At 55.7% G+C, this 24,163-nt stretch carries 20 protein-coding genes and 1 tRNA gene; 17 read left to right on the forward strand and 4 right to left on the reverse strand.

Annotated features, from left to right (window positions below; translation table 11 throughout):
- The 4 genes from DF283_RS02370 to DF283_RS02385 all read left to right on the forward strand — a co-directional run.
- Positions 1-766: hypothetical protein (locus DF283_RS02370; protein WP_303673104.1), on the forward strand; the 766-nt coding region annotated here is incomplete at its 5' end.
- A gap of 200 nt (positions 767-966) precedes the next feature.
- Positions 967-1,929, forward strand: coding sequence for a hypothetical protein (locus DF283_RS02375; RefSeq protein ID WP_303673106.1), 963 nt, complete (start codon positions 967-969; stop codon positions 1,927-1,929).
- An 82-nt stretch (positions 1,930-2,011) separates the two neighbouring features.
- Positions 2,012-2,794, forward strand: a complete 783-nt coding sequence (locus tag DF283_RS02380; RefSeq protein ID WP_303673107.1) for an exodeoxyribonuclease III — start codon at positions 2,012-2,014, stop codon at positions 2,792-2,794.
- Between the two features lie 63 nt (positions 2,795-2,857).
- Positions 2,858-4,198, forward strand: a complete 1,341-nt coding sequence (locus DF283_RS02385; protein WP_303673109.1) for an ankyrin repeat domain-containing protein — start codon at positions 2,858-2,860, stop codon at positions 4,196-4,198.
- Between the two features lie 16 nt (positions 4,199-4,214).
- Here the strand turns inward: DF283_RS02385 and DF283_RS02390 are convergent, their stop codons facing one another.
- Positions 4,215-4,892, reverse strand: coding sequence for a 3'-5' exonuclease (locus DF283_RS02390; RefSeq protein ID WP_303673110.1), 678 nt, complete (start codon positions 4,890-4,892; stop codon positions 4,215-4,217).
- A gap of 753 nt (positions 4,893-5,645) precedes the next feature.
- Here DF283_RS02390 and DF283_RS02395 point away from each other — a divergent pair.
- From DF283_RS02395 to DF283_RS02425, 7 genes are all read left to right on the forward strand, one after another.
- Positions 5,646-5,993 (forward strand): pentapeptide repeat-containing protein, encoded by a 348-nt coding sequence (locus tag DF283_RS02395; protein ID WP_303673112.1) that lies wholly within the window; start codon positions 5,646-5,648, stop codon positions 5,991-5,993.
- A 9-nt stretch (positions 5,994-6,002) separates the two neighbouring features.
- Positions 6,003-7,433 carry a UDP-N-acetylmuramoyl-tripeptide--D-alanyl-D-alanine ligase gene (locus tag DF283_RS02400; RefSeq protein ID WP_303673113.1) on the forward strand — a complete coding sequence of 477 codons (1,431 nt, stop codon included), beginning with the start codon at positions 6,003-6,005 and terminating at the stop codon, positions 7,431-7,433.
- Entirely contained in the window at positions 7,430-8,419 is a 990-nt protein-coding gene (gene mraY / locus DF283_RS02405; RefSeq protein ID WP_303673115.1) for a phospho-N-acetylmuramoyl-pentapeptide-transferase, read from the forward strand. Before DF283_RS02400 ends, mraY begins: the two co-directional genes overlap by 4 nt.
- Before the next feature lie 13 nt (positions 8,420-8,432).
- Positions 8,433-9,851 carry a UDP-N-acetylmuramoyl-L-alanine--D-glutamate ligase gene (murD, locus tag DF283_RS02410; RefSeq protein WP_303673116.1) on the forward strand — a complete coding sequence of 473 codons (1,419 nt, stop codon included), beginning with the start codon at positions 8,433-8,435 and terminating at the stop codon, positions 9,849-9,851.
- Positions 9,852-9,854: 3 nt separating this feature from the next.
- Positions 9,855-11,066, forward strand: coding sequence for an FtsW/RodA/SpoVE family cell cycle protein (locus DF283_RS02415; RefSeq protein ID WP_303673117.1), 1,212 nt, complete (start codon positions 9,855-9,857; stop codon positions 11,064-11,066).
- Positions 11,067-11,075: 9 nt separating this feature from the next.
- Positions 11,076-12,215, forward strand: coding sequence for an undecaprenyldiphospho-muramoylpentapeptide beta-N-acetylglucosaminyltransferase (gene murG / locus DF283_RS02420; RefSeq protein WP_303673535.1), 1,140 nt, complete (start codon positions 11,076-11,078; stop codon positions 12,213-12,215).
- Positions 12,216-12,289: 74 nt separating this feature from the next.
- Positions 12,290-12,361: transfer RNA gene (locus tag DF283_RS02425), tRNA-Gln, on the forward strand.
- Between the two features lie 62 nt (positions 12,362-12,423).
- Here DF283_RS02425 and DF283_RS02430 read toward each other — a convergent pair.
- Positions 12,424-13,545, reverse strand: a complete 1,122-nt coding sequence (locus DF283_RS02430) for a polysaccharide lyase family 7 protein (protein ID WP_303673119.1) — start codon at positions 13,543-13,545, stop codon at positions 12,424-12,426.
- Between the two features lie 393 nt (positions 13,546-13,938).
- Between DF283_RS02430 and DF283_RS02435 the strand changes: the two genes are divergently transcribed.
- Positions 13,939-15,483, forward strand: a complete 1,545-nt coding sequence (locus DF283_RS02435; protein ID WP_303673121.1) for a hypothetical protein — start codon at positions 13,939-13,941, stop codon at positions 15,481-15,483.
- Here DF283_RS02435 and DF283_RS02440 read toward each other — a convergent pair.
- Together DF283_RS02440 and DF283_RS02445 are read right to left on the reverse strand one after the other, a co-directional pair.
- Positions 15,480-18,689, reverse strand: a complete 3,210-nt coding sequence (locus DF283_RS02440; protein ID WP_303673122.1) for an SNF2-related protein — start codon at positions 18,687-18,689, stop codon at positions 15,480-15,482. The genes DF283_RS02435 and DF283_RS02440 overlap by 4 nt on opposite strands.
- Positions 18,690-19,134: 445 nt before the next feature.
- The gene (locus DF283_RS02445; RefSeq protein ID WP_303673124.1) at positions 19,135-19,935 is read right to left on the reverse strand and encodes a 6-phosphogluconolactonase; all 801 of its coding nucleotides are present in this window, start codon (positions 19,933-19,935) and stop codon (positions 19,135-19,137) included.
- 183 nt (positions 19,936-20,118) lie between these two features.
- Between DF283_RS02445 and DF283_RS02450 the strand changes: the two genes are divergently transcribed.
- From DF283_RS02450 to deoC, 5 genes are all read left to right on the forward strand, one after another.
- Positions 20,119-20,886: a class I SAM-dependent methyltransferase gene (locus tag DF283_RS02450; protein ID WP_303673125.1), complete on the forward strand. Its 768-nt coding sequence runs from the start codon at positions 20,119-20,121 to the stop codon at positions 20,884-20,886.
- 17 nt (positions 20,887-20,903) lie between these two features.
- Positions 20,904-21,458 carry a dTDP-4-dehydrorhamnose 3,5-epimerase gene (gene rfbC, locus DF283_RS02455; protein ID WP_303673126.1) on the forward strand — a complete coding sequence of 185 codons (555 nt, stop codon included), beginning with the start codon at positions 20,904-20,906 and terminating at the stop codon, positions 21,456-21,458.
- Positions 21,459-21,471: 13 nt separating this feature from the next.
- Entirely contained in the window at positions 21,472-21,792 is a 321-nt protein-coding gene (locus tag DF283_RS02460; RefSeq protein WP_303673127.1) for a DMT family transporter, read from the forward strand.
- 232 nt (positions 21,793-22,024) lie between these two features.
- Positions 22,025-23,230: an endonuclease/exonuclease/phosphatase family protein gene (locus DF283_RS02465; RefSeq protein WP_303673128.1), complete on the forward strand. Its 1,206-nt coding sequence runs from the start codon at positions 22,025-22,027 to the stop codon at positions 23,228-23,230.
- A gap of 124 nt (positions 23,231-23,354) precedes the next feature.
- Positions 23,355-24,149 (forward strand): deoxyribose-phosphate aldolase, encoded by a 795-nt coding sequence (deoC, locus tag DF283_RS02470; protein WP_303673129.1) that lies wholly within the window; start codon positions 23,355-23,357, stop codon positions 24,147-24,149.
- The last annotated feature ends 14 nt before the right edge of the window (positions 24,150-24,163 follow it).

Genomic DNA, 24,163 nt, shown 5'->3' on the forward strand with positions numbered 1-24,163 from the left:
GAAACAGCCTCAGTACGAAGAGCAGCCGGTCTACGATGTTCGGGATACATACGGGGTTCGTGATACGTATGGTGTGCGCCCCGTCTACGAGAAACAGCCTCAGTACGAAGAGCAGCCGGTTTACGATGTTCGCAATAAATATGGCGTTCGTCAGATATACAAACCCGAACCGGTTTACACCGATCGACCGGTTTACCGGGATGTCTCCAAACCGATTTACGGGACGGATTATGGCATTAAAATCGAAAATAGCTCACCCTATTACCCACCCGTGGTCTGCTATCCGCCGGTGAAGAACCCTCCGACTGGTTACCCGCCGGTCGTGACACCCCCGGTCGTTAAGCCGCCGGTGAAGACCCCCCCGACTGGTTACCCGCCGGTCGTGACACCCCCGGTTGTCAAGCCGCCGGTGAGCAAACCTCCGGTGAATAATCCGCCGGTTGGTTCTCCTCCGGTGAGCAAACCTCCGGTGAATAATCCGCCGGTTGGTTCTCCTCCGGTGAGCAAACCTCCGGTGAATAATCCGCCGGTCGGTTCTCCTCCGGTAAGCAAACCGCCAGTGAATAAGCCGCCGGTCGGTTCTCCTCCGGTGAGCAAGCCTCCCGTGAATAAGCCACCGGTTAATTCTCCACCCGTCCAGAGGCCCCCTGTGACTCAGCCGTGGGGTAACGGCGGCCTCTTCACAGGCGCTGGTCAATGGGCCCCTTACTTCGCAATGGTTTTTTATCGGTTCCTTTTCCACTGGATGCGGAATTACGGATTCTAGCAAACAGTCAAGCCCTGACCAGAACATAAGGTTCAAGACAAACATCCGAGAAAAACGCCGGGTTGCCTTCGGGCTCCCGGCGTTTTTAATGGGCAAGCCCTCCCACGGCGGCTCTGCTAGAATAAGGATTCGGCCTGCTCTGGCGTTGAAACCGGACGGTGTTGGGTACTCAGGAGCGTTTAGGGGAGGGTTCAGGGCACTTGCGGTTCACAGTCGGACAAGCGTTGGGCTTCTGGCCTTTGGTGCTGTTCGCCCTCATTCCGGGGTGGAAAATGGCCAGTGGACATTTGTCACGGGCCTGGCTGATACTGCTGTTGACCTTGTGGGGTGTATTGGGACTGTGCTGTGTTTGCGGAAGTCCCTCCGACTGGGCCGGGGGGGCCGGGCTATGGGCTGTCCTGGGGGGCTGGTATTACTTGCAGCGCCGCTATGCCGGACAGTCCGGGGTACTGGGGCTATGGGCCTGCTCGGCTTTTACCCTGCTGACGCTTTGGCTTTCCTTTACGACCGGATTGGCCCTGATGGTGGCCTTGATGGGCTTTTCCGGCTTGCATTGCCTTTTGCACGAGCGGGAAGAACGGGCCGTGGGGTATGGGGTGGTGCCCCGGCGGGCGGTGTTCAGCCGTTGGGTGCGCTCGTGGGGTATGGCCTGGGCCCTGCCCGTCCTGCTCGGTTTTTGGGGAGGGCAGTTCCTGCCTCTTGACTTGAACTCAGCGGTTTGGGGTTGGCATGGCTCGTCCTCCTCTGGCCATGGCGTTCAGGTGCCGTGGGGGTATTTCTCATCCTTTCATCAGGAGTTTACGGCTCTTTGGGGTGCGGTGGGCGGTTCTGCCAGTCCCGGGAATCGGTCTGGCCCCATATTCGTCGCCATACTGAAAAGCACAGGGCTATTGCTGATTGGGCTGGTGCCCATTTTGGGCGTTCTGGGCGGGGGATACCACATTCCGGGGCGATTTGTGTACCGCTTGCTCCAGCGGCCCGATGAAGAGTTGCTGTTGTTTTGGTTGTGTGCGCTGGCCCTGATTATGGCCACCGGCGGGCATTCTACCTCGGGTGCCATTGTGGCCCACGGATTTCTGGCGTTTTTGCTGGCATTTTGGGTGGGTTCGTTCAGGAGTGCCAAACGAGGCCCTCTGCGTTGGCTGGGGCAAGGGGGCCAGTAGCCTCGGATGAGTCTTGATTGTGCTTGTGGCACAATGGGGGCAGGTCTTTCCTAGAAAAAAGTGTGTAAAGAAAGGGCTTCTGATGTCGCGGATTCGACTGGTTTCCTGGAATGTGAATGGTATTCGGGCCGCTATTAAAAAGGGATTTTTCGACTGGCTGGCTCAGGATCAGCCCGATATTCTGGGTCTGCAGGAAACCAAGATCAGCGCCGAGCAACTGACCTTGGATATGGTGGCGCCGCAGGGGTATCACACCTTCTGGAGCCATGCCAACAAAAAGGGCTACAGCGGGGTGGCCATTTTCACCAAGGAAAAGCCCATTTCCGTGACCGAAGGGCTGGGCGTTCCGGAGTGGGATACGGAAGGCCGCACCCTGATTGCCGAGTATCCCAACTTTGTGTTGTATAACATCTATTATCCCAACGGGGGGCGGGGCGATGACCGCTTGCAGTACAAACTGGGTTTTTACGATGTGTTTTTTGAGCATATCGAGAATCTGCGCAAGCAAGGCAAAAAGGTGATTGCCTGCGGGGATTTCAACACGGCCCATCATCCCATTGATCTGGCCCGCCCCAAGGAGAACGAGAAAATCTCCGGCTTTATGCCCATTGAGCGGGCCTGGGTGGACAAGTTTGTAGAGCATGGCTACATTGATACCTTCCGTCATTTTTACCCGGACCAAAAGGACATGTACTCCTGGTGGAACATGCGCACCTTTGCCCGGGAGCGCAATGTGGGCTGGAGAATTGACTACTTTTTTACCAGTCCCGATCTCAAGGGAAACCTGGTGGACGCGGGCATTGAAATGGACGTGCAGGGCTCTGATCATTGCCCGGTGACGTTGACCCTGAAATTTGACGAGTAATTGTTTGGCAATTCTGTCTTTGTTTGGACTTGATTTCTCCAGCGCTTCTTATTGAGATGATTTTTGAGAACTGTTTTACTGATTCAAGCCCTGGAGCCCTTTTTACCCATGAATACCAGCCTGAGCAAACTGTTGATCAATAGACAATCCGCACCTGTCCACCCCCCGGAAGTGGACAACAGCCGCTTGAGGCATCTTGCCGACATGGCCGAGCAATTCGCTGAGCAAGGCGATGCGGAGCAACTTCACGAGCAGGATCGTGGGCATGGGGCTCGCAATGCGGATCAGTTCCAGGCCTCCTGGCAAAAACGACCCAGCGGCAGGGCCGGTAACGATTTTCACCCCTATCGACGAGAGCCCCTCAAGTCAAACTCAAGCGCCTTCAAGGCACCCGTGTCCCAGGCGGCCATCAAAATCCAGCAGTCCACGTTGTCCTTACTGGATGCCATTCTGCGGACACCCAACCCGAAAGACCGCAGTCAGATGCTGGACAGTATTTTGGGTACCGGACATTGCAAAACGACACAGGTTCGCAGGATGGCCCTGGCTGGTATGGTGGGGAACGCCAGGAGCATTGCTAACCGGCTGGATCATCCGGATTTTGACTTGAAGGCAAGCGGTCCGGCGCTGCAAACGCTGGTGGCTTTAAATCAGGCGGTCATGCTGGGGCATCTGGATGTGGTAAAGGTCATCCTGAACCACCCCAAAGTGACGCCCGAGTTTGTGAATCAGCCGGTTCCCCAGAACAATAATAAGCCGCAGTCCATTTTGTTGACGGCCCTGGATTGCGGTCAGGATGAAATTGCCCGCTATCTGCTCGGCCATCCAAAAATGGATGTCAATCAGCCTTCCGGGGATTTGTCTATGACCCCGCTGTACAAGGCCATTGTTAAAAATCCTGCCCTGGTCAAGGACATTTTAAATCACCCTCAGTTGAATTTATCGGCTCCTGCCGAGCGACCCCAAGGGGCTGTAGCTTTGGTGGCGGCGGCCTACTTCAACCGACCCGAAACTTTTGATCAGTTGTTGGCTCACCCGAAACTGTCCAGGGATATTGTAAATTGCACCAACCCCAAGGGTGAAAACGCGCTATTCAAGATACGCTCGCATTCTCGCACCGAATTTGTCCAGACGCTTCGCCAGCACCCCAAATTCGATCTGAACTATGCGGCTTCCGCAGGTAAAACGGCGCTGGTGAAGGCAGCGGAAGTCGGAAATCTGAAAGCCGTGCAGCAGTATCTTCAGGAGGACAGTCTCGATCTGCAGGCTGAGGATCAGGATGTTGAAGCCCTTTTTGCCGCAGGCGTGGAGGGGCATTCCGCCATTTATGATCTCCTGAAATCTTCCACCGGATTGTGGCCTTTGCACCAGATGCCTGAGTCGCCCGAATTTTCCCAGTTTTAGGGATGGGCTGGCTCGCTTAGCGCTCGGACAGCACGCCCTGATAGATCAGCAAATCCTGCACGGTTTTGACGGCTGCGTTTTCCGCTTGCAGTTTTTCAATCAGGGCAAACAGAATGGCCGCGCTCATGCGCACATCGGCTTCGGCCCGGTGCGGATTGGGGTTGTGGTAGCCCACGGCGGTGGCCACCACAATGCCTTCGTAGCTGGGTAAGCTGGGCAGGGCTTTTTGGGCCAGCACCTTGGTGCAAAAGGCTCGGCTTAAATCGTAGCGATCGGCAAACACATCCAGCCCGCTCTGGCTGATTTTTTCTTTCAAAAAGCCGATATCAAAGGAAACGTTGTGTCCCACGATGATGGGCGATGGCCCCAAAAAGGCGGAGAGTTCGCTGAGGGCCATGACCAAAGCCGGAGCGTTTTTAACCATATCGTTACTAATGCCGGTCAGCAGTTCCACCTCTTCCGGGATGGCTTCGGTGGGCTTGATCAGGGTGGAGTACTTGCCGATTTCCACCCCGTTTTTATACTGGATGGCGGTGACCTCGGTAATGGCGTTCCGCTTGGCGTTCAGCCCAGTGGTTTCCAAATCCAGCACGGAAAAAACGGCATCGCACAACGCCACTTTGGAAAGCGATACGGTGGGCTTTTCCTCGGCCACGACGGGCCCGGCCAAACTGCCAAACAACGACTGCTGCATACTTACATCGATCCTTTTGTCTAACACAACCGCACTTGGGCAAGTAAAACACGCAACCCGTCAAACACTACTGTGAAGCCAGGTTTGAGAGGGCAATGGCGTTTTGCGGTTGCTTTCCAATCTTACTTATTGTGACTCGTTTACTTCCATTCAATGAAAGAATAGACGAATGAATCCAGAACTGCGCTTTCAAAAATTCTTTATCCAACAAATTTCCAGAAAGATTTCTGTAGAAAATTTCCAGAAGAAGGGTCAGGCCATCGGTTTTGACTATGCCCCTTTGGCCTTTTTGTCCGGTTAAGCATCACCCCGTTTCTGTTCGCGAATTCAAAAACCATACGGACACCTTGCGTTTTTGTGGCAGAGCAGCAACTCCCTGCACTTTTTTGATGCCGGAAGTGATGACACGCTGTCGCTTAAAAACGCTAACTCTATATCCCTTGGCAGCAGGGCTTGAATGACCTTGCCCGACTGCGGTACGAACGGATAAAACGCACTCGGCACTGTCGCTGAGCGGGTTTAGGACTGTTTTAATTGCGCCCCGTTCGATGAATCGATCATAACCGACCTTCGATGAAACTACGAAGTGTAGTAGCTGGCTTTTTTACACATTTTATTTCAAGAGTCCGAAAGCGCAGAGCTGCTCCGGTTTCTCATTGTAAACCCCGAATCCGAGACACGCAAAACGCCTGTTACGGGCTATAATATCCCTCATGCGGTTAATCCCCCAGCGAGCCAAGAGAGGTAAACGGAATGGCAGACTCCCATGCCCTGAACTTGATCCAGGAAGAGCGATATCTGGAGTTCAATAACTACGTGGATAACGCGGGGGGCGTGGTGGATTTAACCGGGGCTCACTTACGGGCGTACGACTTGCGCAAGTTCAAACTGCAGAAAGCGGACTTGAGTGGCGCTTATTTGCGTTCCGCAGACTTGCGCTCACTGGATTTGAGTCTGGCCAGGCTGGATGGGGCCAGCATGAAGGAGGCCAAGGTCAGTGGGGTGTTGTTCCCCCGTTACTTATCGGCTCAGGAAATTCAGTTGAGCCTGACCTTTGGAACCCGTTTGCGGGCCGATTTACAGTTGATGAGCTTGGAGTAAAGGCTGGCCGTGTCTCATTTCACCTATCAGGAATTGTTAGAGGCCTCTCAGGGCAAAGCGGGTTCTCCTCACGCTCCGTTTGAGCGGGCCCGTTTGTGGACGGATACCCGTAGTATCCAGCGGGGGGACTTCTTTTTGCCCCTGTCCGGGGAGCGCTTTGACGGGCATGATTACCTGGCGCAGGCTTTTCAGGCGGGTGCGGTGGGAGCCTTTGTGGCTGCGGACCAACTGGCCACGCATCCAGAATGGCAAACCTTTCCCAACCTGATTGCGGTGGCGTCCCCGGTGATGGCCTATTTGGCCATGGCCCGGCTGCACCGAAACAAGATTAATCCCAAAGTGATTGCCATTACCGGCAGCTCCGGGAAAACCACCACCAAGGAGATGCTGTTCGCGGCGCTTTCCCCCCTGAAAAAGACCCAAAAGACGGACAAAAACTTTAATAACGAAGTCGGCGTGTCTCAAACCCTGCTGGCCCTGGAGCCCGACACCGAAATTTTGATTGTGGAAATGGGCATGCGGGGCCTGCGCCAGATTTACATGCTTTCAGAAGCGGCTTGCCCGGATGTGGCCATCATTAACAGTATTGGCCCGGCCCATATCGGCTTGCTGGGCTCTCTGGAAAACATTGCCAAGGCCAAGCTGGAGATTACCGAAGGCCTCAATCCGGCCTCGGGAAAGCTGGTCATCAATCAGGAGGCCCCCCATTTGGCCGATTTGACCCCCACGGTGTGGTCTGGCAAGACGGTGGCTTACAGCTTGGGTGAGGCTCGGAATGTCACCCCTGTCCTTATCGAGGGGCAGCCGGGCACTCGCTTTGACTATGCAGGCGTCTCGGTGACCTTGCCGGTACCCGGGGAGCATATGGTGGCCAACGCCCTTGGGGTGCTAAAAGTGGGGGAGGCATTGGGCTTTACGGCAGCCCAACTGGCTCCCGGATTGTCTGCCTTTAAGCCGGAGAAAGGGCGGGGAGAACGCAAGGCCCTGAAAGGCTACACCGATGTGTGGGTCATTGATGACGCCTACAACGCCAACCCGGACAGTGCCAAGGCTTCTATCAAGGCATTTTTATCCACGGCCCAAGCCGATCAACAGCATTTTCTGGTGGTGGGCGGTATGAAGGAACTGGGCCATCTCAGTCGCCAGTATCACGAACAACTGGGCTTGTGGCTGGCTGCACAGCCCCACATTGATGCCCTGTTTACTTTGGGCGAAGAAGGGGCCTGGTTGGCGGAAGCGGCTGGCAATGCCCGCTTCCCGGTGCGCCATGCTCAAAGCCTTTCGCATTTGGTCAGCCAGCTTACCGGTGGCTCCTTTACCCTGCAAAAGGCCATTGTCTACCTGAAAGGCTCCCGGGCCTACCAGCTGGATCAACTCCCGGCCTTGCTGGAGCAAGCGGCCTTGAGCCCCGCTTCGGCCACTCAGGAGGCACGCCCATGAGCGTGGAACGGGTGGGGGCCGCCGTGGCTATTTTGACCCCGTTTCTGGTCAGTTTGGCCTTGGGGGGGCCGTATATTCGGTTTTTACAAAAGCGCTATATGGGTCAGTACATCCGGGAAGATGGCCCTCAGAGCCATCAGAGCAAGGCCGGGACGCCCACAGCGGGCGGGGTGCTGATTCTGTTTTCCCTGCTGGTGGGGTTGGCGGTGCTGTACGCATTGATGGGCACCCATTTTTTCGCTCCGGCGGTGGGCGTGGCCCTGGCCGTGACCCTGGCTTTTGGTCTGCTGGGCTTTGTGGATGACTATCTGAAAATCTCCAAAAAGAAAAACAAGGGCGTGACCGGCTATACCAAGCTGGCCGTTCAGGTGGTGGCCGGTTTGGGGGCGGGCTGGTACGCCTTACAAAGCCTGCCTCACGGTGGAGATGTCAGCGTGTTTGGCTGGTTTTCCATTCCCTTGGGCTTTCTCTATCCCTTGCTGGCGGCCTTTATTGTCACGGGTGCTTCCAATGCCGTGAACCTGACCGATGGGCTGGATGGCCTGGCCAGTGGAACGGCCTTGATGACTTTTATTACCCTGGCCATGATGCTATTGGCCACAGGGCAGGGGGCGCTGGGCCTGTTTGCCCTGGGGGTGGCCGGGGCCTGTCTGGGATTCTTGATGTTTAACCGCAATCCGGCCCGTATTTTTATGGGAGATACCGGCAGTCTGGCCCTGGGAGGGGCCTTTGGGGCGCTGGTGGTTCTGGGGAAGCTGGAGTGCTGGGCCTTGTTGCTGGGCGCCGTCTTTGTGGTGGAAACCCTGTCAGTGATTTTGCAGGTGTACTCCTTTAAAACCACGGGCAAGCGCATTTTTCGGATGAGCCCCCTGCATCATCATTTTGAACTGGGCGGCTGGAGCGAGAATCGGGTGGTTTACAGTTTTGTGACCTTCCAGTTTTTTTGCTGTACCCTGGCCGTTTTTCTGTACAATTTTGCTATGTAAGTGAAGGATGGCTATGGCGACACAGGATTGGACTGATCAACCGCTCACGGTATTGGGGTTGTCTCGCAGCGGGGCGGCCGTGGCCCGCTATGTGGCCCAGCGGGGCGGTCGTGTTTTCCTGAGTGAGACCGTTCCAGCGGCCCCGTACAATGAAGCTCTCCGCCATGAGCTGAGCAGTTTGGGGGTGACCGTGGAAATGGGCGGTCACAGCAAGCAGTGCTTTACCCATGCCAATCTGGTGGTGGTCAGTCCGGGGATTCCGCCCAGCAGCGAGGCCATTGAGCAACTGCGCCTGAGCGGTAAAACGGTCATTTCCGAGGTGGAGTTCGCCTATCGTCAGGTTCCATCCATTCCCTTGGTGGGCATTACCGGCACCAACGGAAAGTCCACCACCACCACGCTGGTGTCCTGGATTCTCACTCAGGCGGGCAAGCAGGCCCCGGCTTGCGGCAATATTGGCGTCCCCATCACCGATGTCATTAACGGGCCGCTCCCCGATTATCTGGTGGCGGAGCTGAGTTCCTTTCAGCTGGAGTTTTCGCCGACCCTGACGGCCAAAGTGGCTGTTTTTACCAACTTCAAGCCCGATCACCTGGATTGGCACGGCTCTCTGGAAGCCTATCAGGAGGCCAAGCTGAAGTTATTCACCGGCCCGCAATCCCCGGAATGGTCCGTGGTACTGGCCGATGATCCGGTCAGCCAGCTGATTGCCAGCCGCACCACCAGCAAAATCCTGTGGTTCTCCCGGGATCAGCATCTGGTGGCCCAGTATGCCAACAAGGCCTATCTGGATGAAAGCCAGACCGTGGTCATTCATTTGGAAGGACAAGCCCCGGTGCGCTTGTTCCCGGTGGATTCCCTGCAACTGATTGGGGATCACAACTTCGAGAATGTGCTGGCCAGCGCTTCCGCTGCCCTGTTGCTGGGCATTGAGCCCGTCCTGATTGCCCGGGCCTGTCAGTCCTTTCAGGGGCTGGAGCATCGGCTGGAGCGGGTGGATGCGTTGGGGGCCAAGCAAGTGGTCTTCTACAACGATTCCAAGGCTACCAACACCGATGCGGCCATTTCTGCTCTGCGGGCCTTTAAGAACCGCAAGGTCATCCTGATTGCCGGGGGCTACGACAAAATGACCCCGCTGGATGACTTTGTGACCGCCGCGCAGGCCAACGCCAAGTCCGTCATCCTGATAGGGGCGGCCAAGGAGCGCTTTGCCCAGGCCTTTGAAGCCAGTGGATATCACGCCGTGGAATTCGCCGAGGATTTGCCAGCGGCCATTGCCCGGGGCTATCACCTCAGCGATGGGGAGCCGGTGCTGTTTGCTCCGGCCTGCTCCAGCTTTGACATGTTCAAAAACTTTGAAGAACGGGGCCGGGCCTTTAAGGCGGGTGTGCAAGCCCTGAAAGCCCAAGTGCAAAATTCGGTGAGATCCTAAGCCATGAGTCGAGCCTACGCCCAAGCAGCCTCTCGTTCGGTGAATCCCACCCGGTATCGCACTGGCGGTGACTTTGGCCCCGGCGAACGCTTTGGGGATGGCGTTGGCAATGGGGCCCGGGCTGGCGCATTTGATCAGACCCTGATGTACACCACGGTGGCTCTGGTGGTGGTGGGACTGGTTTCGGTATTCACGGCCAGCGCCGCTCAGGCCGATTTGGAAACCGGTAACAGTCTGACCTTGCTCTTCAAGCAATTGATTTCCGCCGTGATTGGCGCTGGGGCGCTGGTCTTTTTCATCGGCTTCCCTTTTGAGCGTCTGAAACGCTTGGCCCGCCCGTTTTCTCTGGTTTGCGTGGGCCTGTTGCTGATGACCATGTTTATGGGGACGACCGCCAACGGGAGTGAGCGCTGGATTATGCTGCCCTTTGGCTTTCAGTTTCAGCCATCCGACTTTGCCAAGGTGGGGGCCATTGCCCTGATGGCTCAGGCCACCAGCGAGCGCAGCATCTGGAGCATGGGAAGCTGGTTGAACTTGCTGATGGTGGGGATGATGATCGTCCTGATTTTGCAGCAACCCAACCTCAGTGTGACCATGATTTTGGGTATTTTGACCTTTGCCATGATGTTTGTGGCCGGTCTGTCCCGCAGCATTGTGCTGGGTACTTTGCCCTTTATTGTTTTTCTGGCGTATCAAAAAATTCGCCATACCGAGTATCAGTGGAAACGCATCGTGGGCTGGCTCGATCCGTGGAAGGACGCCCAGGACGCTGGCTATAACCTCATTCAATCCTACTACGCCATTGGCTCGGGCGGATTGTTCGGGGTGGGGCTGGGTAATTCCATCCAGAAGCTGTATTACCTGCCCTTTCAGCACACCGACTTTATTTTTTCGGTAATTTGCGAAGAATGGGGCTTTTTCGGGGCGTTGATTGTGATGGGCCTGTTTGCCTTGCTGGGCTGGCGGGGGTTCACCATCGCCTGGCACTGCCCCAGCCGCTTCGGCAAAATGCTGGCTTTTGGCCTGACTTTGGCCATCGTGTTGCAGGCCATGATCAACATTAGCGTAACCATCGGCCTGATGCCGGTGACGGGCGTGACCCTGCCCCTGATCAGCTACGGAGGCACCTCCATGATTGTAACCCTGGCCATGATTGGCATGCTGCTGAACATTTCCCGCACGCACCCGCTGCCACAACCCCAAGAGGAATTTTAGGCGGTGGACATGCGGCTGGTGGTGACCGGTGGAGGCACGGGTGGCCATATTTACCCGGCCTTGGCCGTGGCCGAGCTGATGCGGAACGATCCTGCGGTGGCCTCGGTCACTTACATTGGCAAAACCGGGGGGCTGGAAAGTGAATTGGTGCCGCAGCATGGCATTGAGTTTCTGGGCATCAGTTTCTACGGGATGCCCCGAGGGAAAAGCCCGTTGCTGCCGTTTCGCCTATTGGTCTGGCTGGCCCGGCTGGAGCAGGCCAAGCGCAAGGCCCGGATGTATTTATCGGAAATCAAACCCCACGTGGTGTTTGGCACGGGCGGCTACGTCAGCGCCCCGGTGCTGATGGCCGCCCACGACCTGAAGATTCCCTATGTGGTGCATGAGCCGGATGCCAATCCCGGGTTGGTGAACCGGCTGATGGGCAGACAGGCGGCCGTGATTACCACCAGCTTTACGGAGGGGGCCGAATTGCTTCGTTACAGGCCCACTCAGGAGATTCTGGTGACCGGCAACCCCATTCGGGGGAGCATTGGGACGCTGTCCCGCCCGGAGGCTCAGAAGCTACTGGGGCTGGACTGGCCTGAAGACAAGAAAGTGCTGTTGGTGACTGGCGGTTCTCAGGGGGCCCGGCGGATCAATCTGGCCGTGGTGGAAGCCTTGCCCCGCTTGCTGGATGAATTGGGGCTGGCGGTCATTCATATTACCGGCAAAAAGCTGTATGACGAAACCATGGAGGCGCTGGATGCGCTCGATCCTGCCCTGAAAAGCCATGCCTGCTATCAGGTGCGCCCTTATTCCGGGGAGATGGCCGCCCTGCTGGCCGTGGCCGATGTGGCCCTTTGTCGGGCCGGTTCACTCAGTTTGTCCGAGATGTACGTGTGTGGCGTGCCTACCATCTTGGTGCCCTACCCGCATGCCGCCGCTGATCATCAGCGCAAGAACGCTCAGGCTTCCGTCAGGGCCGAGGCCTCGGTGATGATTGAGGACGCCGAGTGTACGGGGGCATCCTTGTTTCAGGAAATTAGCGGGCTACTGAAAAATCCGCACCGTTTATTGGCCATGAAGTCCGCTGCCATTGGCTTGGGACACCCGGATGCCACCAGCCAAATCGTGAGTGGTCTGAAAAAAATTGCCCATTTTCCGTAAAAGTTGCGCAAAGGCACTTGATCCCGGATGACCCTCTGGATAGAATGTTAAAACTTTCAATCAATCAGTTTGATTGGGGCGTCGCCAAGCGGTAAGGCACCTGGTTTTGGTCCAGGCATTCAGAGGTTCGAATCCTTTCGCCCCAGCTTTTTAAAAAAGCCTTTGGTTTTGCCAAAGGCTTTTTTGTGACTGATTAAGATATTGGGGTTTACTTTTTAGCAGGCTGTTCAGTTTGCTCCTGATCGGCCTGAGGCTCAGCGTTGGGCGTTTCTGCCCCTTTGCTGATGTTTAATGCGTTGAAGGTTGCCTTGGCGCCTTCCGAGCTGCCGCCTTCATTATCTTGTAAGTAGACTCCGGCTTTGAAGTACATGTCACTGTTATTGAAACTGGGGTCGAGTTTGACTTTGGTTGTTCTTCCATTCACGCTAAGCCCTGCCGTGCCATCCGGGGTCACGTCGATGTTGTAGTTGAATTTCTGACCCTTGGGCACATTCTCTGCCAGGACATAGCGTTGACGCCCGGCGCTGGGGGAATTACTCTCCAGGACGCTGGCTTCCACGGTTCCGTTTTCCCAGTGGAGCATAATGGGAGGGCGGCCTGAGCCTCCCCGTTGATGCAATTGACCTACAGACACTTTGCCGTTTGAGGGGGTTTGATCCACAGAAAGTGTGGCGGACAGGCTACGCGGGCCTGAACTCATTTTCCACCCCTGGGCCTCACCCAGTTCGCTGCGGGTGGTATCGGAGTTTGCGCTGGTTGCCCCGTTCACCGGGGAGAAAAAGGTAAGCGCCCCATTTTCCTGTCTGAAATAAGGGCTTTGATAGCTGTTCAGGTCTTTGCCCTGCACCATATCCGGCCTTCCTTCCTGACCCGTGGGGAGCATGAGTTTAAAGCCAGACAGGTCCGTGATGCCGGATGCACCACCTGGATTGCCGTTTGGTGCGCCTTGCTGAACAGCGTTTGGCTGTCCGGCTGACGGTTGGGCGCTTGCCTGTCCGGCTGACGTTTGGGCGTTTGGCTGCCCCGCTGACTGGGCGGTGCCTGGTCTCACGGATGATGGGGCATAGCCATTTAATACCTGGCTTCTGCCTTGTTGGGCCAATAATTGTGACAGTACCGCAAAGGGATCACCCTGGCCCGGGTCAACGCTGCCAAGGTTAGGTGTCGCATTGGTGGTAGAAGCACCGCCGCCACGACCTGAGCTGAAAAGCCTGAGCATACTGGATTGTTGCATGATATTTGCAATCATGGAGAAAAAACTGAACATATCGTCCACCCGTTGTGGGGATGGCTGGAAATTATTCACTAGGCTGACACGGTTGGCACCCATGTGTGGATAATCCTCTTCATTTGCTAAAAGACCATGATGATAGGGCGCTGGTTTTCACAACACTTCCGAGAATGCGCATGAAGCATTCTGCAGGGTGAAGGACCGTCGATTGGTGACTTGGCTGAACGAATTGCGCCACAACAATAAGGGGTGTTTAACCCGCAGGGGTCGAACACAGCGCCTCACTGATTCTTGCAATAAAATAAAAACAAACAATAGAAAAAGATTGATCTTGGCTTTTTCGGGCCATTTCCATTTCTTGCTTTTGTTTAGAGGGTGGTACGTTACAAGTCGAGTGAATTCATGGCAACAAAATCGGGTCGGCTGTTTTTATGCGAATACATGTGATTTGAGTGATTCAGATCGCTTTGGGGGACACGAGTATTTAGGGGTATGGCGACTGTGAGCTATCACGTCAACGCAGCCAATGGCTATGGATTGCAACCGGATCCGGTGACGGGTCAGTTACCCGTATTGCCGGGGGTTCCAGCGGGCTCGGGTGCGCAATATGTGGATTTGACGGGTCAGGCCTATCAGAGCGCATCGGGTACGCCGGTTACCCCACAAAATCTGATTACCCGGATGGACCAGGGGGCCAAGACCTCCAGCACGTCCAGTACGGGACTGGCCTTGACTTCCGAGTTGGCCGGGGCGACTCCCTACGTTCAACCGTCCGGGGCATGGCAGAGCAAAGCCATTCCGGCTTCCGGCTTCTCTGCCGTGACACCTGCTGTCAGTGGCGGGCCCTCCAAGGACGAAGGCAAGGCCGAGGAAAGCCGGGGAAAAAGCGAGGAGTCACGGGCGCAGAGGGATATGCCCGGCGTTCAGGATTCCGGGGATTCTCCCGGCAAAGCGGCCAAGGAAGGTATGCAGGGTGTCAAACAGGAATTGGTGAACGCTGGAAAGGAACTGATGGGTTCCCCGGAAGCAGGCCAGATTCAGCAGTTGACCCAGTCGCTCAGTCAGCAGAGCCAGCAGCTTTCCCAGATTGAAAAAATCTCCAAGCAATCCAAAATGCTGGATAAAAGCTCCAAAATGCAGGACAAGGCCAGCACGATTCTGGACAAAATTGGCATGACGCTGGAAAAAACTGGCGAAGCCCTGAGCAACGCGGGTCAGGGGATGATTTCCAGCGGGCAGTCCATGTTGTCCAATCCCTTTACGGCTGCGGCGGGTGCGGCCCTGATTGCCGCCGGTACCGCCCTGAAAATTGCCGGACTGGCTATGAAAGCCGCCGGAAAGGCCATGCAGGCGGCGGCCAAGGCCTTGGCTAAAATTGCCAAAGTGCTGTCTAAAATTGTTGAAACCCTGATGAAGGTTTTAAACAAAATTATGGACAAGCTGAACAAAGTGCTGGGCAATATCAGCAAGCGACTGAAAGATTTATTGAACCGCGTGCGGGCCAAGCTCAAATTGAACGGGGCTGGCGGCGGAAATTCGCTGGAAGCGGGCAAGGGCATGGGCTCTAAATTGTCCCCCGGCGGGGCTAAACCGTCCGCCAAGGTGGAAGCCGCCGCTGATGTGAAAGCCCCCGGTAAAAAAGTAGAACCGGCTGGAAAGCCAGGTCAAGGCAAGGCACAGTCTGCCCCGGATGAGGAGTCATCGGGTGGATTCGGCAGCTTTGTGAAAGAAACGGCCACTGATCTGGCCATAAATCAGGCCGTGAACATGGGCACACAGGCCCTGAGTAACAAAATGAGCGGGCGGGCTACCGCTGGCTCAGCGGATGAGATGGTGGATGCGGCTCAGGCGAGCATGGCTCCTGCTATTCCTTTGCCGGGCATGGGGCTACCGATGCCGTCCGCAGGCGGGTTTACCGCCACCAGTCAGCAATCCGTTTTACCGGCGGTGGGCGGTGCATTTCCCATTCCCGGGGCCGGGTTTGGCCCGCAGTCCTTTCCACAGCCATTTCAGCCGCCCATTCGGCAAGTGGGTTAAAAGTCGGGCGATAGAATCTCTTTGAGATCCTCAAACGAGAGCATTTTACCCACGGAGCGATCGGCGGCGATGATGGAATCCACCAGATCCCGCTTGCGATCCTGGAGCTTGAGAATTTTTTCTTCCACGGTGCCCTTGGTAATCAGTCGGTAGACGAACACGGTCTTGGTCTGTCCAATCCGGTGAGCCCGGTCGCTGGCCTGATCTTCCGCAGAGGGGTTCCACCACGGATCGTAGTGAATGACATAATCGGCCCCAGTCAGGTTTAAGCCCGTACCCCCGGCCTTCAGGCTCATCAGGAAAATGGGAATGGAATCATCGTTGTTAAAGCGATCCACCATTACGTGGCGATCCCGGCTTTCCCCGGTCAGGTATTCGTATTTAATGCCCTTTTTATCCAGCCAGGTGCGAATGATTTTAAGCATTTCCACAAACTGGCTGAACAGCAGAATACGGTGCCCTTCGCTGATCACTTCCTCGATCATGTCCTTCAGGGCATCGAATTTGCCGGAATCCTTCAATCCGCCGGACAATTCCTCGCCCATAAGTTGCGGGTGACAGCAAATTTGCCGCAGTCGCAACAGGGCCGCAAAAATGGAATTGGTGGAGCCGCCCACGCCTTTTTCGGCCACGTTGGCAAACACTTCTTCCTTGGTTTTTTCCAGCACTTCCAGATACAGTTCCCGCTGGGCTTCGGTCAGTTCGCAGTACTGTACCGCTTCAATCTTGGGTGGCAGATCTTTGGCCACGTCCTGTTTCAGGCGGCGCAGCATGAACGGGAAAACCTGCTTTTTCAGGCGACGCTCAGCGTCCCGGTTGCCCCGTTCTTCAATGGGGAACACGTAGCGGTACTTGAAATCGTCCTTGTCGTACAAGAAGTTGGGCATCAGGAAATCAAAGACGGACCACAGCTCCATCAGGCGGTTTTCTACCGGGGTACCGGACAAAGCCAGTCGGTGAGAGGCTTGTAATGCTTTGCTGGCGGCTGCCGTCTGCGATTCGTAGTTCTTGATATTCTGCGATTCATCCAGAATGACGTAGCGGAACGGGTATTCCTTCAAGGCCCGAATATCCCGGCGCATCAGGGCGTAGCTGGTAATGACCGCGTCGGCCTCTTTAATTTTTTTGTATTGCACATGGCGATCGCTGCCGGTCAGGTTGACCACCGACAATTCCGGGGTAAACTTGGCGATTTCGTTCACCCAGTTGTACACCACCGAAGTGGGACAAATGATCAGCGACGGCATGTGGCCATCCTGATTTTTGGCGTGTTGCAGCAGCACCAGCGTTTGCAGGGTTTTACCCAAGCCCATGTCATCGGCCAAAATGCCGTTGAGGCCGTAAGAATACAGGAACCACAGCCAGTTGAACCCGGCCTTCTGGTATGGGCGTAATTCGGCCTGCACTTGCGGCGGCTTCTCGATTTCTTCCATGGAAGTCTGGGAGGAAATCACGCTCCAGAACTTGGAGAATTTCTTGCTGAGATCCAGCTCAATGCCCTGATCCACCAATTCGGCAATTAGCCCGGCCCGGAAGGTCTGGATTTGGTAGGTATCCTGATCGATATTCTCGGCATCGAAGAATTGCAAGGTTTTGGTGATGTGTAAAATGGCGGCCAGTGGAATTTCAATGTAGCCCACATCCTTCATAAAGAAGTATTTTTTTCCCTGCATCAGGTGGCGTTGCACTTCATCCAGGGTCATTTCCTTGTCCCCGATGATGCAATCAATCTTCAGGATGAACAAATCCACGGTCTGGGCAAACTCAATGCGACCCCGCAGCTTGAGGGGATGATCAGAGGCCTTCAGCGACTTCATGTCGTTTTCAAACTTGGCCTTCCAGGCATCCTGCTCCTGCTCCATGCGGCTTTTCAGGGTCAGGTTGTAAAAGTCGATGGCCTCATCGCCTTCGGCGAAAAAGTGGTTGGTCTGTAAGGGTTGCAAACCGGCGTCCAGCAGTTCCTGATAGGCGTCATGCTCGCTTTCAATGTCCCGTTTGACCCAGTAGATGTTCTCGTTTTCTTTTTTCTTGTCTTTCTTGGTGATCATGACATACGGGGTTTCGGGGGCCTTTTTACTGAAGGGCACCTTCACGCCATCGTAGTCAAAATCCAGGCTGACCCGAATTTTCAGGGTGGCCTCATCCAGCAGTTCCACGGTGACTATTTTGGTGGGCGGTCTTTTCTTGAGATCCACCTGATGCACAATGTCCGCCAGATCCATGTCCACCACTTTGCGCAGTTGAGGCAGATCTTCGTACATAAACTTGCCGCCGTCGGCATCTTTAATGTCCGTAAAGCTGGATTTGGTCAGGTGATTGGGCAGATCCGACAACTTGTTGGAGAGTGGGTAAATGCGATTTTTGTACAGCCCCCAGGGCACATCTCGGCCAAACAGGGTGATTTCTTCCAGCGGGTAGGCGTCATAGGGTTCCTGACGAATCCAGTGCAGCGACACCAGCACGTTACCGGCCATGGAGACATTCACGGACATCAGCAAAAACAGGGGATCATGCTCAAAAGCCAGTCGCTGACCGTTGGTGTTGCTGACTTCTTCCACTTGGGACAGCAACTGCATCAGGTTGTCGCCTTCCGCCACCGGGATATTAAACCAGCCGTGATCCGGCTTGCCTTTGGCGTATTTCAGAATGAACTGAACGGTGGTGATTTCCCGCTTCTGGACTTTGCTAAAGCTGTCTTCCCCTTGCCGGTTGCCCTGATCCAGGGCCTGTTGCAAGACTTTTTCCAGATTGTGGATGATTTTGCCGCTGGCCCGATCTTCCACCTTAATGCCAATTTGCTTGGGCTTGTGGTGCTTGTCCGGCTTGATGATGAAGCGGTAACTGCCTTCAAAGCTGCTGGAGTCTAGCACGGTGACCAGCTCATCCTCAATGGGCAGGCGGTAATACTTTTGCCAGTAATGGCGCTTCACCGCTTCCAGTGCTACGGACACCGAGTGCTTGCACCACACTTCTTCCAGCGGACAGTCACAAACCGGCTCAACGTGATCTTTCTTGAACTTGAGCTGGATATTGTAGGCCTCTTTGAACTTGCCTTTGACTTTGGCCCGCACGCCAATGGCATCCAGGGTAATGTGCTGCAACTGGTTCTCTTTGAAATAGCTGTAGCCCCGACGCCAGCTGCCGGGCTTGGCCTGTTGTTTGATGTAGCCAAAATTAAAATCGATGAGGGTATCCAAAGTCTTCATCAGACGGTCTTTTTGTCCCAAAATCAGCTTACTTCTTTCTTTCTGCGGAAACAGTCTCGGCAAATGCCGGAAAAGGCCTTAATCAAGCAGGGAATGTGTCAGTCTAATACGGCGCGCCCTTAAAAAACGTTTGATCCTGATTGAATGAAGGAACGGAGGTCTTTCAAGCGGGACATAGTGTCCGGTGTTTACCAGCCATTGGCGATAACATGCTGCCCACCGCAGACAACCACATACCCCTGCTTCATATTCTAACAGCATTGCGTGGGATTTCAATGCGTGAAATTGCGGACTGGCTGGCCTCTTTCCTGCGGGGCCCTTTAAGAAGGGGGAAACGGTATAGGGTCCAGCGTTTTGGCCTTCAAGTGCCGCTTGTTCACAGCGCCGGTGGGCTTGATCGTTAGTCCGTCCTGAACCTCAGTCATGCCTTAAAAAGTCAGTTAGCCTAAAAATCAGTCAGGAGCGTCACGTTGGGGTGCTGTTTGAGCCAGGAGGCCGGACAGTTGATATCGGGCGGGGTTTGGGGATGAAAGGCCGTGGCCACAATGTCCTGTTTCCCGGCGCCGGTAGCCAGCATTAAAATATGGCGAGCCCCCAGAATGGCTTTTAACCCCAGGGTAATGGCCTGCGTGGGGAGTCCCGGTTGAGTGGGGTCGGCAAAGTTGCTCATGCGGGTCAGCGGGGCTAACGCCACAATCCGGCTGGGGGAATCCGGTTGGGAGCCAGGCTCGTTGAAGGCGATGTGTCCGTTTTTGCCAATGCCCAGAATGACCAGATCGGGCCCCTGATTCTGGGTGATCAGGGCCTCATAGGCGGCGGGGCATTCAAAATACTGGGCCATGTAGAATTTTTGGCCCCCCACAAAGCGCCACAGCTCGTTTTGCATAAAATCGGCGAAGGTCTGGTAGGGCAAGGGGCCATCAAACTCAGGCCGTACGTATTCATCCAACTGAAACAGGCGGCTTTTTTCCCAGTTGATGTCGTTTCGTTGGCGGAGTTGGGCGTACATGCCCAAGGGGGTATTTCCGGTGGGAAAAACGATGGACGCGCTGGGCTTTTGGGCCAATTGCTCGGCCACAATGGCAGCAGCCTGTTGGGCCACGGTGTTGGCGTCGGGAAGGTGAAGCCAGTGCAGGCCACGCGCGAAGGGGGCTTGGGACATGGTCGGTTGTTTGGGTCTTTCCAGGCCAGGGGCCACCGGGGATACAGGCGGTTTCACGGAGACCGCATACGTTTGATCATACATGGGATCTGGCACCTTTGGCTGAGTGGGATTTTAAAAGCGTGTAAATGGAGGAGGGAACAAAGGGAGGAGGGAATAGACGGAGGAGGGAATAGGGGTGGACGTCTTTGAGCGTGGCGGGTTCCAAGGGCATCGGCAGGCGCAGCTTTTTGTGATTAAATAGGGCATATTGACCCAGAGCCAACCATGCCACCCATGACCGAGCCATTGCCTGAGACCTCGACTTCGCCGCTGGAGCCGGTGCAGCCTTCCCTGAAAGGGGAGTATGCCCGCCAGGGGGAATTTCACCGCAACCTGAACCCCAACTGGAGCTATTACCCGGTTTATATCAACAAGGTGGAATTGATTGACGAGCTGTTGCGCCGCTATGGCTGCCAGTCCGGCAAAATTCTGGATGCTGGCTGCGGTGAGGGCGTTCTGGTGGAAAAGTACGCCCGGCAGGGTTGGGAGATTGTGGGAGTGGATAAAAACTACGCCTCGGCCTATGTGCAGGAAGGCAGTGTAACGGCGCTTCCCTTTGCGGATAATACCTTTGACACCCTGATGTGCCTGGATATGCTGGAGCATTTGTATTACAACGAACAATCTGTCGCTATCAGCGAGATTCGCCGGGTGGTGAAGCCCGGGGGCACCCTGATTTTTTCCTGTCCCAATCTGGCCCACTTTACCAGCCGCCTCAAGCTGATGTTCCGGGGGCGCTTGTTGCGAACCGCTTCGGTGGGCCATCATCCCGGCGATCGGCCCATGCTGGAGTATCAGGAACTGTTTGAACGGGCAGGCTTTCGGGTGGTGGAGCGACAGGGAATCTTCCCCACGGTGCCGCCCATTTACCGCTTTGTGATGCGGCATCCGGCCAAAAGCCCGGGTCTGTTGCGCTTCTTGCGCAAGCTGCCGTTTCCGGTGAACTGGAATTTTCAGGTTCTGTTTGTCTGCCAGCTTGAAAAAGCGCTGTAAGAGAGGGGATTGCCCGAATGATTTTTACCCCGACCCCGCTTGCTGGCGCCTTTGTGGTGGATATCGAAAAGCTGGAGGATGAGCGCGGTTTTTTCGCCGAAGGCTGGAAAGATGAGGTCGCAGCGGCCCACGGGATTTCGGTGGTCTTTAACCGCACCAATATTTCCTACAACCGCAAGGCCGGAACGGTACGAGGGCTGCACAGCCAGCGGGCGCCTTACGAGGAGGCTAAGCTGGTGCGTTGCATTCAGGGGGCCATTTTTGACGTGATCGTGGACATCCGGCCCCACTCTCCCACCTACCTTCAGTGGTATGGCCTGGTGCTGAGCGCTGAGAACCATCGCATGTTGTACATGCCGCATGGCTTTTTGCACGGCTTCCAAACGCTGGTACCCGATTCCACCGTGTCTTATCAGGTGGCAGGCACCTACCAGCCACAGCAGGAAGTGGGGGCCCGGTTCGATGATCCGGCCTTTGGTATTGACTGGCCAGACGTCGGGGAGCGGGTACTGTCTCCCAAAGATCAGGCCTGGCCGCCTTTTCAGCCGCAAGCGCAAGCCATTTTGAGCTGAGGAGGGCCGTTTTATGAACGCCTGGGTGTTGCTGGTATTGGCAGGTCTACTGGAAGTGGGCTGGGCTTTGGGTTTAAAGGCCACCCACGGCTGGACGCGTTTGTGGCCCAGTATTTTTACGGCAACGGCCATGGTCCTCAGTCTGGTCTTGCTGTCTCAGGCCCTCAAGGTGCTGCCCATCAGTCTGGCCTACCCGGTGTGGGTGGGGATTGGGGCGCTGGGTGTGGCCGTGGTGGGTATGTTCTTTCTGGGAGAATCGGTCTCGGTGATCAAGGTGATCTGCATTGGCTGTATCGCCCTGGGGATAGCGGGGCTCAAGTTGAGCAGTTCTTGAAACGGCTGATAGACTTGTTGTGAGGGTTTTTCAGTCCATTGGGCCGGGTGGGATGACGGTTTGTTTTTGAACCCGACTGTGTTAATATTGCCAAGAATTTTAAAACACAACTATTTTGAGTGCTTCGTCAGTTTATTGTCAGACAATTGGGATGTCAGGAATGGGAATGGAGATCAGGCCATTGGGCCTCCCTCAAGGCATATTGGGTGATCCTAAAAGGGGTGTGAGTGTGATGATGACACGTTCTTTCTTTGCGCCAAGGGTGGCCGCTGGCAAGCTACCAGTCAGGGCTCCGGGGCCGGTGGTTGTTGATGCTTCCGGGGGGAGCAAGCAATGGGTGCGCCAAGCCCATACCAAACGTCTGACCTCTTTGTCCAGCGAGGAAATGGCCCGGTTCGCCCCGCTGCTTTTGCCATCCGCCTTTCTCTCTCATCCGGGGAAGGCAGTCGAGCCTGAGTTTCAGCCCATCATTCTGGTGGAGAATGAGGAGGCCAGGGATCATCTGCGGTTGTTGCGGCCCTTCCGCAAGTTGATGTCCTACAACGCGGAAAATTTCTACCAGTCTTCCAAAAACGCCCATATTAAGTCACAGGCTTCCATTCAGGCCCTGGCGGACGTGATTAATCAGGAGGAGCCGGATGTCATCGCCTTGCAGGAGGTGGGGGACAAAGGCCTGTTGACTCAATTCAATCTGAAGTACCTGAACGGGCGCTACCCCAATGTTATTAGTAAGCCGGTGTGGGTCAAAAGTCAGCATCAATTGGCCTTTATGACCAAAGGTAATATTCGTGTAGTGGACACCAAAAGTCATTGGACGGAATTCTGCAAACTCTCCCACGGGGCGGCGGTGCGTGATTTTTTAGAGGCCACCTTTGAGACGGAAAGCGGCTATCGGTTTACCGTATTCAACGCCCACCTCAAGTCCATGCGCGGGGATGAGCTGAAGACTGCCCCGGTTCGTATGAAGGAGGCCACTGCCGCCGCCGCCATCCTGCGAAAGCGCCTGGAGGCCGAGCCTGACGCCCCCCTCTTCCTGACCGGAGATCTCAATACGCATCATCACAGCGAAGCGGGCCGCCCGGTCATCCAGACCTTGCAGCGTCTGGGTCAGGCGGAGGGAGAAGAGGCCCTGTCAGAAGTGATTCTCAAGGATCATCAGTGCATTCCCACCAACCGCTCCCATGGTTACCCGGATGCCAAGCTGGATTACACCTTTACCTCCAAGGCCCTCACACCGCTGGTGCGTCAGGCTTATGTGGCCGGTTCGTTTGAGGCGTCCCCCTGGAAGGAGGCCTCGGATCACCTGCCGCTGGTGACCGTTTTTGAAGAGGGGCAGTCCCAGACCCGGCGTTCTCTGGATCTCTTGTCCACGCCGCCCCGGGTGGAGCCTCCCGGCAATCCCGGTGGAAAAAAACGCAAGTGGGAATTGATTGCCTGACCCGTTCAAGGGTAAGATGGTCTTATCAGGAGAAAGTGTGTCGGCTCAATTCAGGACAAGTTCCGGGCGGGCACCGATTAGACACCGGCCAGATATCGGGCAGACAATGAGTTAGGAGTTTGGCATGCAACGTTCACAAACAACCGGGGCTGAGTTACAGGTGGCCCAGTTGGCCAAGGCCATCGATCATACCAAATTGACGTTTGCGCCCGGCGAGGACGAAGAGGCTGCCATTGCCCAATTGTGCGAGGAGGCCCTGACCTACGGCTTTTACTCGGTCTGTGTGCAGCCCCGACATGTGGCCTTTTGCAAGGCCCGTCTGGCCGACTCCGGGGTCAAAGTGGCCACGGTCATTGGCTTTCCCTCGGCTAAAGTCAGGCTGGAGGCGGAGAGGCTGCAGCTCACCATCGGGCGTCAACCGCTATCGGATAAATTGTCGCAAACCCGTCAGGCCATTCTGGATGGGGCCGATGAGCTGGATGTGGTGATTGATGTGCCGCAGTTGAAAGTGGATGCCCGCCGTGGGTCGGAGGTGGCCCGTCTGGGGCTGAAGTCCATTCAGGAGGCGGCTCAGGGGCGGCCCATCAAGACGATTATTGAAACTGACTTGCTGAGTGATGAGGAAGTGGTGCTGGCCAGTCGCTGGTGCGCGGAATTAAGACTGCTGATGGTCAAAACTTCCACCGGTATGGTGGAAGGGGGCTTGGGAGCCACGGTGGAAACGGTGAAGCGCATGGTGAACACGGTGCTAAAGGTTTACCCAAAAACCAGGGTGAAAGCCAGTGGCGGTATCAAAACCCGGGCTCAGGCAGAAGCCTTGCTGAAGGCGGGAGCTGCCCGGCTGGGCACCAGTTCCGGGGTTCAAATTGTGGCCGGAGAAGCCCTGCCGTTGGAAACGGTGGCAGAAAATCACTATTAGGTCGGGCGGGTGGC

Origin of the sequence: Vampirovibrio chlorellavorus, assembly GCF_003149375.1 — a bacterium.
GTDB classification, from domain to species: Bacteria; Cyanobacteriota; Vampirovibrionia; order Vampirovibrionales; family Vampirovibrionaceae; genus Vampirovibrio; species Vampirovibrio chlorellavorus_B.

Coding starts and splice junctions, on each gene's coding strand:
- DF283_RS02430 (WP_303673119.1), bottom strand. CDS start 13,545: ATGGGTGCCAACCGTGTCAGCCTAGTGAATAATTTCCAGCCATCCCCA.
- DF283_RS02440 (WP_303673122.1), bottom strand. CDS start 18,689: ATGAAGACTTTGGATACCCTCATCGATTTTAATTTTGGCTACATCAAA.
- DF283_RS02460 (WP_303673127.1), top strand. CDS start 21,472: ATGAACGCCTGGGTGTTGCTGGTATTGGCAGGTCTACTGGAAGTGGGC.
- DF283_RS02415 (WP_303673117.1), top strand. CDS start 9,855: ATGAGTCGAGCCTACGCCCAAGCAGCCTCTCGTTCGGTGAATCCCACC.
- DF283_RS02395 (WP_303673112.1), top strand. CDS start 5,646: ATGGCAGACTCCCATGCCCTGAACTTGATCCAGGAAGAGCGATATCTG.
- mraY (WP_303673115.1), top strand. CDS start 7,430: ATGAGCGTGGAACGGGTGGGGGCCGCCGTGGCTATTTTGACCCCGTTT.
- DF283_RS02380 (WP_303673107.1), top strand. CDS start 2,012: ATGTCGCGGATTCGACTGGTTTCCTGGAATGTGAATGGTATTCGGGCC.
- DF283_RS02390 (WP_303673110.1), bottom strand. CDS start 4,892: ATGCAGCAGTCGTTGTTTGGCAGTTTGGCCGGGCCCGTCGTGGCCGAG.
- DF283_RS02465 (WP_303673128.1), top strand. CDS start 22,025: ATGATGACACGTTCTTTCTTTGCGCCAAGGGTGGCCGCTGGCAAGCTA.
- murG (WP_303673535.1), top strand. CDS start 11,076: ATGCGGCTGGTGGTGACCGGTGGAGGCACGGGTGGCCATATTTACCCG.
- rfbC (WP_303673126.1), top strand. CDS start 20,904: ATGATTTTTACCCCGACCCCGCTTGCTGGCGCCTTTGTGGTGGATATC.
- deoC (WP_303673129.1), top strand. CDS start 23,355: ATGCAACGTTCACAAACAACCGGGGCTGAGTTACAGGTGGCCCAGTTG.
- DF283_RS02435 (WP_303673121.1), top strand. CDS start 13,939: ATGGCGACTGTGAGCTATCACGTCAACGCAGCCAATGGCTATGGATTG.
- DF283_RS02450 (WP_303673125.1), top strand. CDS start 20,119: ATGCCACCCATGACCGAGCCATTGCCTGAGACCTCGACTTCGCCGCTG.
- DF283_RS02445 (WP_303673124.1), bottom strand. CDS start 19,935: ATGTATGATCAAACGTATGCGGTCTCCGTGAAACCGCCTGTATCCCCG.
- murD (WP_303673116.1), top strand. CDS start 8,433: ATGGCGACACAGGATTGGACTGATCAACCGCTCACGGTATTGGGGTTG.